This is a genomic window from Frankia sp. ACN1ag (genome assembly GCF_001414035.1).
Classification (GTDB): domain Bacteria; phylum Actinomycetota; class Actinomycetes; order Frankiales; family Frankiaceae; genus Frankia; species Frankia torreyi.
The window spans coordinates 14,318-26,603 of the sequence record NZ_LJPA01000056.1; the positions used below are offsets into that span (position 1 = coordinate 14,318).

Consider the following 12,286-nt stretch of genomic DNA (forward strand, 5'->3'; position numbering starts at 1 on the left):
CCGCTGATCATCCCTGGAGGGATCGCAACGCGTGCGCTACGTGTAGGTGTCGGATGATCCGCTCGTGCCGCTGATCATCTCTGGAGGCATCGCAACTGGTCACCGTCGTCGCTCCGTCGCGGGCCCGCGATCGCAGCGCCTTTGATCATCCCTGGAGGGATCGCAACACGGATCAGCCCGAAAAGCTACTTTCATGATCTGGGCTGCCGATCATTCCTGGCGGCCTTGCGACCCGAGCACGGTTGAGGTGGGCGCTTGGCCGCCGGAGGCCCAGGGTGTGGGTATCTACTTGTGATTAAGGGCGGCGGCTGGGAGTCCGCAGCGGGTGGGCCGGTCGAGGGGTTCAGGTGAGGACGGCGGGCTTGAGGACTTCCTCGCACCACTGGCGGAAGGTGGTGGGGGTGGTGAATTCGGGGGTTCGGGGCTCGGCGTTGTCGAGGCCGTTGTCCTTGGCCGTCATCATGTCGAGCATGGCCTGCGCTATCGCGTCGGACATGCCGTGTTCGATCAGTGTCGCCTTGAAGGCGTCGCCGGGGATCTGCTGGTGGCGGATTGGACGCTCGAGCACCTCGGACATGATGTTCGCCAGGTCGTTCTGGGAGAGGTCCTCGGGGCCGAGCACCGGGACGTCGTCCTGCCCCGTCCAGGAGTCGTCGAGCAGCAGGCGGGCGGCGACGGCGGCGATGTCGCGGGTGGCACACGTCGGGTGCTTGTGGTCGCCGGACAGCGTCGAGAAGAACGTTCCCTGGTTCCTGATCGCCTCGACCTGGTTGAGCATGTTGTCCATGAAGCCGGGCATCGCCAGCGACCGGTAGTGCACGCCGGTGCTCGCGATCAGGTCGTCCATCGCCAGGGCCGCCGTCACAAGTCCGGCGTTGCGGCCCAGGGCCACCCCACGGCCGAGGGCCGAGACACCGACGACCCGCCTGACCCCGTGCTTCTCGATGGCCTCACATGCCGGCCGGGTGAAGTCGAGATAGGCGGCCTCGACGTTCACAGCCTGGGGGTTCGGGGGAGCCAGCCAGAACACCGCGTCGGCGCCCGCGAACGCCTGGGTGACGACGTCGGCGTCGCTGTGCGAACCCGGCACGACCTCGACGCGCTCGCGGGTGTGTGCGGGCAGGCGGGAGGGGTCGCGTGCGATGACGCGGATGGGCTGGCCGCTGGTCAGGAGGGTGTCGAGGAGCTGCCGGCCGATCTGACCGGTGGGAGTGGTGACGACGATCAAGAGGGGCTCCAAGGGGCTGCGCCCGGACAACGGTGAGGTGCGCGCCGTTGTGCCTGCGGGACGGGTAGATGGCCTGNTCGGCGACGGCGTGCGCGGGATGTGTGGGCCCGCGCGTCGGCGTTGGCATGACCCAGTCAAGCCGGCGCGGCGCCGGAGCTGAAGGACCGATCCGCACCGGATTGATACCGTGCGGATATGAGTGAGCTGGAGGTTCGGCAGCTTCGGTACTTCGTGGCCGTCGCGGAGGAGCTGCATTTCGGGCGTGCGGCCGAGCGGCTGGGCATGGCGCAGCCACCGCTGTCCCGGGCGATCCGCGACCTGGAGCGTCACCTGGGCGTGCGGTTGCTCGAGCGGACGACGCGTCAGGTAGCGCTCACCCCGGCGGGGGAGGTCTTCCTGCACGACGCCCGGACCGCACTCGACGCGGTCACCGCGGCCGCCCGGCGGGCCCGGCACGCCGGGCAGCCGACGCCGAGCCTGCGCGTCGCGCTCAAGGCCGATTTCGACGCCGGGCTGCTCCCGCGGATCCTCGCCGCCTTCCAGCGCGAGGACGCGGCCCTCCCGGTGGAGCTGCTGCTCGGCGGCCGTGGCGACCAGGTGCCCGCCCTGCACGACGGCCGGGCGGACATCGCGCTGCTGCCCACCCCGTTCGACAACCACGATCTCGACGTCGAGCCGCTGCTGACCGAGCCCCGCCTGCTCGCGCTGGCGGCCGACGATCCGCTGGCCGCCCGCTCCTCCCTGTGCCTGGCCGACCTGGCCGGCCGATCGCTGCCCGACGGCACACTCGCCGACCGCGACGGCCGTCCGCCCACGACCGCGCGGACCCAGAACGGCCGCGAGCAGTCACCCTCCCCGCCCCGGGGACGGGTCGTTGAGGCCCAGCCGACTCCCCTGGACCTGGCGAAGATCTTCAACCTGATCGAGCTGGGCAGCATCATCATGTTCCTGCCCGTCTCGGTCGCCTCCCGGCACCGCCGGCTCGGCATCGCCTACCGGAACGTCGGCGATCTTCCCCCGACCACACTCGTCCTGGCCTGGCCGCAGGACTCCCGCTCGCCGGCCGTCGCCGCCTTCGTTCGTGCGGCCACCGCCGTCGCGAAGGCCGCCCAGGCGGACGCCCAGACGGATCAGGACCAGACGGATCAGGAGGCGCCGCAGCGAGCGATGATGTGATCCTTTGCCGTGGGTCAGCCGGCGGGGGAGATGGACTGGATGTTGGCGATGGCGAATTCGCGGTCGTCGTTGCGGAGGTGGCACCAGGCGTCGAGCCAGCGGCCGAACATGGCGTTGATGGTGATGCGGCGGACGGTGCGCTTGCCGTTCTTGTCGCGGTAGGCGATCACCACGTCGCCGCGGGACTCGACGGCCTCGGCGAGCAGGGCGAGTTCGCCGTCGTTGAGGCGGTCGTTGAGGCCGGCGAGCTCGCGGACCAGGGGGCTCGGCGGGGGCACGCCCTCGTCGGCGTCGGTGAGCAGGCGCGTGACGAGCTCCTCCGGCGTCACCCTCCGGGGTGCGCCGCCGGCGCCTCGGGTCCGGCCGCTACCGGCGGGAGGCGGCGAGGCGGATTTCTGGTGGCGCGTCAGCGGCCCGGACGATGCGCGGCCGGACGACGGGACGATGACGGTGCCGGTGGCGTCCTCGGCGACGGGGTAGAAGCCGGCGCGGCGCAGTTCGGCCAGGACGGTGTCCAGGTCCTCGGGGCTGGACAGGACGGTCGGGGCGAGCCGGGCCAGGTGCAGCTTGGCGAGGACGCGGGTGTGCAGCAGCTCGGTGGTCGTCGGCTCGTCGCCGAGGATGGCGCTGCGCAGGCCGCGGACCCGGACGTGGCCGTGGCGGCGGGCAACGTCGGCGACGAGATATTCCAGGGCCTGGGGCGGCGTGTGGTCGGCCATGGCGCGCAGCGCGTCGAGCAGCTCGTCGGCGGTCCAGCCGGCGTCCAGTGCCGCGCGGACGGACGCGGGGGTGAACCGCCAGGTCCCGGCGGCGCCGCGGGATTCGGGTTCGGCGGCGGCGCGCAGCACCTGGGCCATCGTCGCGGTCGGTGGGCCGGAGACGACGGCGGTGAGGTCGGACTGGAGGATCAGGCTGGGTCTGGACTCGGGCAGCAACTCGGCGCAGCGGTCGCCGAGGGCGGTCGCGGCCGTGGTGATCGCCGCGGTGAGGGCGCGGTACGACGGGAAGGCGGCGGCGGGGCCGGCGAGGTCGGCCAGGTCGGCGGCGCTGGTCCGCAGCGCCTCGCCCAGCTCGGACAGGACGTCGACCGCCACGACGCCGAGCAGCTCGGCCTCGCGGATCGTCGCTGCCATCACGGCCGCCCGCAGGGGGTCGGGGTAGCCGTCCAGCGGGAAGAACCAGTCGATGTTCTCGGCGGTCAGCCGCACCGACCGACCGCCGTCGGCGGCGCGCAGCAAGGTCCCGCGCAGCAGGCCGGCTTCGGATTCGATCGGCAGCGGCGGGGCGATGTCCCGCTCGTCGTCGAGCTCCCGGCCCGACGGGGCATGCTCCTGGACGTACCAGGCCAGCGCGAGCGGGGCCCACTGCCGGCTCGGCGTGGCCTCCCGCCAGGCGGTGAACCCCGGTCCCGGCACGTAGCCGGCGTCGTCGTGGATCAGCAGGCCCGCGGTCGCCGTCAGGTCGATCCACACCGGCAGGTCCGCCGGCGGCAGCGACAACCGCTTGGCCAGCCGTAGCCGTTCCCGTCCGCCGATCCCGCCGCGCTTGAGCGCCGCGATCGGCACGGTCGCCGCCTCGTCGAGCAGCGCCGCGACGGTGCGGACGGCGTCCTGCGCCGCCGCCTGCGCACTCGATCGCACCCCGGCCGGATCCACCGCCGGTCGGGGGACGTCCGGCGGGCCGGTCAGCGTGCCGCGGTGCTCGGTGATCCAGACGGCGACGGCAACCTCGCGGGGCAGCTCCGCCAGACCCCGGACCGGCAGCATCAGGCCGGCGTGGATCAGGGCCCGCACGGCGGCCGGCCCGGCGCGCTGCTCCCGCTCGGCCAGCATGAGGACGAAGGGGAGGTCGTTGTCGACCGCCGATCCCAGGTCCGTCAGCAGCTCCCGCGCCGGCGCCGGGAGCGCGGCGACGAGGACCGCCACCCGCACGGAATCGGCCAGCAGTCGGGCGAACAGCGCGACGAGTTCGGGCTTGCGCAGCCCGGTCGGGTCCTCGCCGAGCGCGCGCACCGCCGTCCGCACGTCCTCGACCAGCGCGGCGCTCGCGAGCTGCGTCGCGGTGTCAATCTCGGCGAACGGCTCCGACCAGTGGCTGTGCAGCGGCGCCGGGAGGCGGATGGCCGGCTCGCCGAGGATGCTCTCGCCGCCTTCGCCGCCTTCGCCGCCTTCGCCGCCGGTCGCCGCCGGGACGGGCCAGGCCAGACCGCGGGCGAACAGACCGTCCACCACCGCGTGCATGGCGTCGCGGGGCACGCCCAGCAACGTCGCGAGGCGGTCGGCGGTCACCGGGCCCGGCAGCAGGGCGACCGCCACGCCCACCTGCAGACTGTCCCGGTCGAGCTCGGTGAGCGCCCGGCTCAGCGAGCGGGCGTCGGTCAGCCGCTGGGCGAGCTGCTCGAAACCGCGGGGCAGCGGCTCGACCAGCACGTCGGGGCGGGCGCGCAGCACGGCACCCAGCTTCACCGGATCGAGACCGGCGAGATGCGTGGCGAAGGAAGGCGTGGAGGACATCGAAACCATTGTCACCGCTGTGCCGGACGCGCCCTCCGCCAGTCCGTGAGCGTTCACACAGGGACAACAGTAACCGGGGAGTGGGCAGGACGAGCCCGGGCGACGTGGTCGCCACATCGCCGAGGTCGTGACGCAGGCGCACCGCCGGACGACGCCTCGCCGTCACCGCTCGGGATGCCTACTACCGAAGGTGATCATTGGATGGCGGGGCCACGGAGGGTGGCTCGGGGTCCGGCCAGGTGAGATTGGCCAGCTCGGCGATCTCGGCGGAGGGGATGCCGTGCCGGCCGGCCAGCTCGCCGATCGGCACCCCGCCCTGATATTGCCGCACGATCGTCTCGACGTCCGCCCCCGGGCCGCCGCGGGCGAAGAACGGCCGGCCGCCGGAGATCCCGCTGTCGACGATCACGTCCGCCGTCGAGTACCCGGGTAGTCGGATCCGGCGGGTGTAGCCGTCCTCGCCATAGTCCACGTGGGCGGCCACTCGGGCGACGAGGAGCGCGAACTCCGACTCGTCGGCTGGTAGAGCGGCCGGTGGCACCGGCAGGTCTCGCGCGGATGGTGATGGCGGCGTGGTTGGCGGGATTGATGGGATTGATGGGGCGGGCGCGGTCACGGCCTGGACGATCTCCGGGGCGGCGTCCTCGTGCTGGGCGTAGGCGCGCAGCACGGCGAGCGCATCGGTGACGAACGCCCTGGTGGCCAGGGGGTGCGCGCCGCCCAGGCTCTTCCGAACGATGGACAGTGCCCCGTGGGCGTGGATCTGCGGCAGCGATGTCCCCTGCCGGACGGCCGCGTACACCACGGCCTCGGCGAGGCCGATGAACGGGATGCGCGGCTCCGGCGGGGAGGGGCGGCGAAGTGAGGTGACGATCGGTGGCGGATTGTTGCTCATCGTGCCGATCTGCTTGCCGATCCGTGCCCGGCCGACCGTCCACATCGCGGCGCGATGCAGGTCGTCCGGGTCGAGGCCGACGTGGCGGGCCGTCTGGGCGCGCGTGTAGACCGCATGGGTGAACCGGGCGTCGAGGACAACGTCGGAGCTCATGGGCGGACGTCTCCGAACCGGTGGGTGGTGGCAGTGGTGGCAGTGGCGGCAGTGGTGGCGGCGGGCGCAGCCGCCGAGCCTAGCCGCCGGTGGGCCCGCGCCCCACCGATCCGTACCGCGATGCCGGGCCGGCCGCCGAACGCCGTTCGGTCGCCGTCGTCGTCGCGGACGGATCGGGCCCGTGCGGCGTCCACCGCACGGGCCCGGCCATCGCCCCGGCCCTGACTCAGGCGAATGTTCCGCGGAACAGGAGGGTTATTCCGCGTCGGGCAGGTCGGCGAGGGGGAGCTCCAGGTAGGAGGCGGCCCCGTCCGGGGAGGCGAACTCGACCTGGCCGCCGTCGACGGTGGCGTCGGCGAACAGGCGGNCCTTGGTGTCGATCACGAGGGCGAGCTGGTGGCCGGCGGCGATGCGGTAGTCTGCGGGCTGGAGCTGGACGTCGATCGCACGCGCCTCGCCCTCCCGCTCGTTGAGCAGCGTGTACGGCGCACTGGTGATGATCTTGCCCTTGGCGCGGCCCGGGTCCACGTCGAACAGGTGGGTCACGATCGTCGCCGTCGCCGCGGACGGGCGGATCGTCAGGTGCAGCCGGACGTTGCCGGTGAGCTGGCTCTGCGCGACCAGCGGCTCGGTCACCCAGACGGCCGCGTCCCGCCGCGAGATCGACGCCGTGTCGTAGATCGCGGGGGCACCGAGCCGCTCCAGGACGCCGGTCTGGACGAGCGCCTCGGCGACGTGCGCGGGGGTGTCCACGCCCGCCTGGATGGTCGTCGTCCACCCGGTGGCCGGACGCGACGCCAGGACGCCGTCGGTGGAGCCGCCCCGCGGCTGGTCGAGATAGAACCGTCGGGTCGGCTGGACGTACGACTGCCAGTCGTTGGACTTACGCAGGTCGAACAGGTTGTGCATGTACTCGGTGTGGACGTTGCCGTCCTGCCCGATGCCGTTGTCCTTGCCCCGAAGGTGATGGTCCAGCCAGCGGAAGGTCGTCGCGGTCGGCCGGCTCCAGCCGCCGAGGAAACCCAGGATCTCGTCGCCGCCGTGGTCGCCGATCTGCACCAGCAGCCGGCGCGGGCCGGTGAGCTGGTTGAAGAACTCGACGACGGCCGGCACCGAGAAGATCGTCTCGTGCCAGTAGGTGCCGAGGAAGACCGGCACCCGGCGGCTGTTGAGCCGCTCGACGTAGCTGATCGGCGAGCGGATGGCCCCGAAGTCCAGCAGGTTCTTGATGTTCTTGTTGGCGCGGAAGTCCGCGAAGATCTGCCGCGTCTCGTCGGACAGGCGGTCCTCGCCGAACAGCGCCGCGAGGGCCTCGAAGGCGGCGATGTGCCGGGTCTCGTTCTCGTACAGCGAGCGGGTGAGATCCGCCCAGGCGCTCTGCGCGGCGACGGCCTTCACCCGGTCGTCGTGCGCGGCGATGATCAGGCTCTGGCCGGCGCCGTAGGACGATCCGGCGAACGCGATCTGGTCCGGGTTCACCCGGTCGGCGTGGTTCTCCAGGATCCAGTCGATGACGGCGGAGCCGTCCGCCCGGTCCCGCGGCCCGGCGACGTCGATCTTCCCGGTGGAGTCGGCGAGACCCCGCTCGCTGTACGCGACGGCCAGATAGCCGCGGATCGCGAAGTTCACGAGCAGCCCAGGGTAGGAACGCCACCCGGTGGGAGCCAGCGGGGCCGGCAGGACGACCACCGGATGCGGCCCGGCACCGAGCGGGACGAACACGCCCGCGTCGAGCTGGACGTCCGGATCCGCGCCGGGAATCCGGACGGACGCGAACGTTCCCGCGCCCTGAAGTTGCTGGAACTTGCCGGCGGTCGCGGGCGGAAGCTCCCGGAAGTCGCCGCGGTCCAGGTTCTCCAACGCCCGGATCTGGGCGTCGAGCAGGGTTCGGTCCTGGGGGGCGAAATCGAAGACCGTCGTTCGCTGGGGGCTGGTGGCCACTCGTGGAGTCTCCTTGCCGAAAGTCGGAGCAGAACAGGGCAGATCGCCCGGCGGCGTCAGGCCGTATGGTGAGGTGACGGGATTTCACCGTTGTCCGGCTGGCGGTGGTCCGTGAACCACCGCCCGGTTCGTCGCCAACCCGCCGACCCGCCGACCCGCGGCGATGACGATTCCCGGTCACAGGCCCGAAGCGTAGGGCCGGCCGCGACCGTCGCCGCTGAGGCGGACACTTGATGCGTGGCGTTCGGCGACGCCGCGTTGGTCCGTCTTCGGTGGGGCCGCCGCCGGATTGGCCGTCGATGGTGGCCGCTGTCGCTTTGGATGCCCCGAATCCTGCTGCGGCCGGGACGGACAGCGGAGACCCACAACGGCCAGCCGTCGTCAGCGACAATGACACCACCTGGATGTTGCCGCCGTGGTTGTGGGCCTTCGCCGCCAGTAGTGCATTGCGCCTTCCCCCACTCCCTCAGCCATCACGGTCCGCGACTGTTATGGAGGGTGGCGAACCGTTGCAGGGAATGGCTCACTGGCAGGAGTACTACCGGGCGGGTCTGCGCGGGCGATGGACTTCGTGCCGACGAGCCAGTCCCAGAACTGTCTCGACCGGGCGCAGCGAGCCCTTCGGGTGGAGCCCGCGGCTGGATGATGCCGGACCCCGCTCGGGAACATCGTCCCGCGAGTGTGATTGATGTCGCCGTCGCGGCGGTGAACTAAAACGGGCTGTGGAGATAGTCGATGATTTCTCCTGGTCAGGAGTGCCGGCAGTTATTGGACGGGACCGCCGACCGATCTTCACGGTCCAGTCGATCAGTGTACGGCCTCTTGACATGGGCACTTTCTGGTAGCACCCGGTGGGGCCCGGCTGCGCTAGTGTTCGGATCGCCATCGGGACCGCGCTTACGGCAGAATTCCGACCCCTTCCGGAATTCTTCGCCGTTTGTTCGCCAGAGATTTCTGGACGGTCTGCGGAGCGGGCTGCCGACGCCTTCGGTGATCAAATGTGCCGTCCCTCGACGGAAAGGTAATGATGGGTACAGTAGCCCTGCGCAAGATCCAGGTGGCCGTGGCGGCCGTCGGGGTACTCGTTTTCGCTTTCGGCATCGGCGGCGTCGCCTCCGGGGGACTGCCCGCCCTCACCGGTCAGCCGCAGATACACCACGGAGTCGTGCATCTCGCCAACGGGCCTGCCAGTATTGGAAACCAGCCTGCCGGTGGTACGAGCCGGCCTGCCGGTAGTACAAGCCGGCCTGGTCGGTAGGCGCGGGCGCGGCTCGCTGAGCTGATCACTGGAGTAGTGGGGTCTGCCGGTGGGCGCCCCACTGCTCCACCGCGATGCTGATACCGTTTCCCGGGTGCTGATCTGGCTCAACGGCCCCAATGGCATCGGTAAGACGCAGGTGGCCTACGAACTGCACCGCGGGTTGCCCGGATCCTTCGTCTGCGACCCGGAGCATCTCGGTTTCGCATTGCGCCGGATGCTGCCCGCGCAGTCGCGCGGCGACTTTCGCGAGATGCCATTGTGGCGGGACGGTGTCGCCCAGACGCTCCGCACTGTGCTCGATGGTTGCGGCGGCCCGGTCGTCGTACCGATGACCCTGCTCGATCCCGCGTTGCTCGCCGCGTTCGTCGACCCGTTGCACGCCGCCGGGCACGAGGTGCGGCACGTGACGCTGCTCGCCGACAGGGCCGTCCTGCTGCGGCGCATCCGCTCCCGCGGGGAGACCGCCCGCAGCTTCGCCGCCACCCAGGCCGACCGTTCCCTGCACCTGCTGCGGGCCCCGGAATTCGCCCGCCACCTGCCCACCGACGGCCTGCCGATCGGCGCCGTCGCCGCGAACATCGCCGCCGGCGCCGGCCTGGCGTTCACCCCCGATCCCGCCGGCCCGGTCCGCCGCCGGGCCCGCCGGCTCGGCGTGCAGCTCCGCCACCTCCGCTTCGACGAGCTCGTCGGCCTACCCCGCTGACGGTTCGGCTCTTGCTGGTGGTGCGGCGGAACCGCTCGGCGGCCTACTCCGGTGACGGTTCCGCGGAACCGCTCACCCGTTGGCGTCGGGCCGGCGCCGGGAGTCGAGGAACGCCGCATAGTCGTCGAGCAGCTCCTCGAACTCCGCGATCGTGAAATACACCGACTCCCACTGCTCGTACAACGACTCCAACAACACCCGATCCCCCTCGATCTCCTGCACGGTGCCGTTCCCCAGCGCAGCGTTCAATTCGCCTGTGCGTACTTTCTGCCATCGTTGCACATATCTTGTGATATCAGCCGGGTGTGGGCCGACATCGCTCTCCAAGAAGTCGAGAACGGCGGCCTCGGTATTCCGGTCGATCGAGGGCGCGGACACCTCCAGATTCTGTTCTTCGTCGCGCTGGAACGTCCATCTGCTCATCGAGGATCCCCTGGTTCGGCCTTCTGGATCGGGAATGCGGTCCTGAGTTCTCCGCCTGGGCTGACATAGAGCTGTATCAGCACACCATCGTAGCTGTCGCGCAGCGCCTTCTTGGGAAGTTCCTCATTATTTCTGAGTCTAGGCTCGATGGCGTCGTCGTAGATCCTCTCGTAGGTTGTCTGCACGGCATCGCGCACTTTCTGCTCCGACCACTGGTTCGGGAACATGGTGTGCTCCGGAACATCCTTCCTCCTCCACTCGCCAGTGGTCGGATGGCGAAACTCGACGTCGGCATGGTAGGTGCCGTCCGGTTTCCTGTCCTCCATCGAGGTGATGCGGCGGTCAGGCGGGGGATGGCCGTCGGGGGCGCTGTGGAAGCCGACGGGGCGGCCGCGTCTGTTCCATTCGCCGTGCAGGATGTGCTGGAACACCTTCTCGCTGATCTCGGGCCGGACGGGGGTGTCCGCGGGGCGGGTGGGCGGTCCGTCCGGCAATCGAGACGGCGGGTCTCGCGGCGATGGGGCCTGCGGAGTCTCGGAAGGCGGGCGTTCTTCGGTGTCCGGGACAGCCTCGGGCCGGGAGAGGCGGTTTGCGGCGCGGCTGTCGAGCAGGGCCGCCTTGCGCTCGGGATCGGTGGCGGCGCGGGGAGTGCCGGGGGATGGCCTGCCGGATTCGTCGGAGGTGGAACGGTCCACGCCGGCGGCGCGGGCTTCGAGTAACGCCGCCTTCCGCTCGGCCGAGGTGACGGGGGGCGTGGGCCGGTCGTGGGTGGGGACCTCGGCGGCGCGGCGGTCGAGGAGCGCGGCCTTGCGTTCCACTCCCTCGCGCGGGGTGGCGGTGGGCCGGTCGGATGGGGGCGAGGGAGCGTCGATGGCGGGTTGACGTGTGTCGGGTCGGGGCGCCCGGGCATCCCCGCCGGGCTCGTCGGCCGGGCGCGGGTTGTCGAACTCGGCCACGGGTCAGGCCTGCCGTCCGTGTTCGGCCTGGTCTGGCAGCCGGCGGCGCGAGGGACTGATCGCTTCCTCCTGGCCGTCGCTCTGGCGAATGCACCCACGGCGGACGATATCGCACGCAGCGCGACCGTGGGGTGACGATCCGGCGAAGCTAGGTCGGTCGAACGGTCAGGCTTGTGCTGCGGCCGGGGGCGCGGAGTTCCGCACCGAGAGATGGTCGGTGATCGCCTGCAGTGCGGCGACCAGCGCGGCCCGGACGTTCTCGTCGGACACCGTTCCATCAGCGGCGATGGCGTCGCGGGCCACCGGAATCGCCACGCACGCCGCCTCGATCATCTCGGCGGTGACGTAGCCCAGCACGGTGGTGAGTTCCGCCAGCGCGCCCAGTCCGCGGCCCGGGGCGGCGACGTTGATCCAGGCGGCGGGCTTGCCGTAGAGGTCGCCGGTGCCGACCGTCCAGTCGAGCAGGTTCTTCAGGCTGCCGGGCAGGGCGCCCGCGTACTCCGGCGTGCAGAACAGGACCGCGTCGGCTGCGGCGAGCTGCGCCCGCAGCGCGGCGACCGCGGGCGGCGGCGCGGAGTCGTCCGCGTCCGGGGTGAACGCCGGCAACTCGGCCAGCCCGTCGTAGAGGACGGCCGCCGTCCCGGTGGGCGCCAGCGCGACGGCGGTCCGCAGCGCGGCTGTGTTCGTCGATGCCCCGCGGGTGCTGCCCGAGATCAGGAGTAGTCGCTTTTCCGCCATGAGCTCATCCTCGCCATCGTCGCCGGCCGCCGGGGGCCATCGGGCTCGACGGTCGACTGATTCAGCGGCGGGAGCGGGCCCCAACTTTCGGCCGGCACCCGGACCAGCTTGCCACCGCTCGGCACCAGGCAGCCCAGCCATCGCCAGGCCTCGTCCGAGGCGCCGAGCAGCTCGTCTCTGCCCGCCGACCAGACCGCCAGCTCGCCACCTGGAAGCTGTTCGAGCCACCAGCCCGCGGGCTGCCCGGTGGTGGCGTCCCAGATTCGCGCGGTGCTGTCGGTGCTGGTGGTGAGGATGCG

9 protein-coding genes and 2 pseudogenes are annotated in these 12,286 nt (G+C 71.3%); 2 read left to right on the top strand and 9 right to left on the bottom strand.

Features of this window, described 5'->3' with window-relative positions:
• Positions 1-343 precede the first annotated feature (343 nt).
• Positions 344-1,228 carry an NAD(P)H-binding protein gene (locus UK82_RS29305; RefSeq protein ID WP_055410632.1) on the bottom strand — a complete coding sequence of 295 codons (885 nt, stop codon included), beginning with the start codon at positions 1,226-1,228 and terminating at the stop codon, positions 344-346.
• Between the two features lie 195 nt (positions 1,229-1,423).
• On the opposite strand from UK82_RS29305, the gene UK82_RS29310 reads away from it, so the two are divergent.
• Positions 1,424-2,404, top strand: coding sequence for a LysR family transcriptional regulator (locus UK82_RS29310; RefSeq protein WP_055410635.1), 981 nt, complete (start codon positions 1,424-1,426; stop codon positions 2,402-2,404).
• A gap of 14 nt (positions 2,405-2,418) precedes the next feature.
• Here UK82_RS29310 and UK82_RS29315 read toward each other — a convergent pair whose 3' ends face one another.
• From UK82_RS29315 to UK82_RS33875, 4 genes and pseudogenes are all read right to left on the bottom strand, one after another.
• On the bottom strand, positions 2,419-4,917 hold the full coding sequence (locus tag UK82_RS29315; RefSeq protein WP_236706590.1) for a helicase-associated domain-containing protein: 2,499 nt from the start codon (positions 4,915-4,917) through the stop codon (positions 2,419-2,421).
• A 181-nt stretch (positions 4,918-5,098) separates the two neighbouring features.
• Complete coding sequence (locus UK82_RS29320) at positions 5,099-5,965, bottom strand: hypothetical protein (protein ID WP_055410639.1); 867 nt, start codon at positions 5,963-5,965, stop codon at positions 5,099-5,101.
• Between the two features lie 368 nt (positions 5,966-6,333).
• Positions 6,334-7,906: pseudogene (locus UK82_RS29330) on the bottom strand (CocE/NonD family hydrolase); the annotation flags it as partial.
• Positions 7,907-8,900: 994 nt separating this feature from the next.
• Positions 8,901-9,062 (bottom strand): hypothetical protein, encoded by a 162-nt coding sequence (locus UK82_RS33875; RefSeq protein WP_157866921.1) that lies wholly within the window; start codon positions 9,060-9,062, stop codon positions 8,901-8,903.
• A 196-nt stretch (positions 9,063-9,258) separates the two neighbouring features.
• Here UK82_RS33875 and UK82_RS29335 point away from each other — a divergent pair, with 196 nt between their 5' ends.
• The gene (locus UK82_RS29335; protein ID WP_083507427.1) at positions 9,259-9,870 is read left to right on the top strand and encodes an AAA family ATPase; all 612 of its coding nucleotides are present in this window, start codon (positions 9,259-9,261) and stop codon (positions 9,868-9,870) included.
• 72 nt (positions 9,871-9,942) lie between these two features.
• On the opposite strand, the gene UK82_RS29340 is transcribed toward UK82_RS29335, so the two are convergent.
• From UK82_RS29340 to UK82_RS33880, 4 genes and pseudogenes are all read right to left on the bottom strand, one after another.
• A complete protein-coding gene (locus UK82_RS29340) occupies positions 9,943-10,293 on the bottom strand; it encodes a hypothetical protein (protein WP_052680951.1) in 351 nt (116 codons plus the stop codon).
• Positions 10,290-11,249: an EndoU domain-containing protein gene (locus UK82_RS29345; RefSeq protein ID WP_055410645.1), complete on the bottom strand. Its 960-nt coding sequence runs from the start codon at positions 11,247-11,249 to the stop codon at positions 10,290-10,292. Before UK82_RS29345 ends, UK82_RS29340 begins: the two co-directional genes overlap by 4 nt.
• 165 nt (positions 11,250-11,414) lie before the next feature.
• On the bottom strand, positions 11,415-11,987 hold the full coding sequence (locus UK82_RS29350) for an NADPH-dependent FMN reductase (RefSeq protein ID WP_044883705.1): 573 nt from the start codon (positions 11,985-11,987) through the stop codon (positions 11,415-11,417).
• Positions 11,963-12,286: pseudogene (locus UK82_RS33880) on the bottom strand (hypothetical protein); the annotation flags it as partial. The pseudogene UK82_RS33880 and the gene UK82_RS29350, both read right to left, overlap by 25 nt.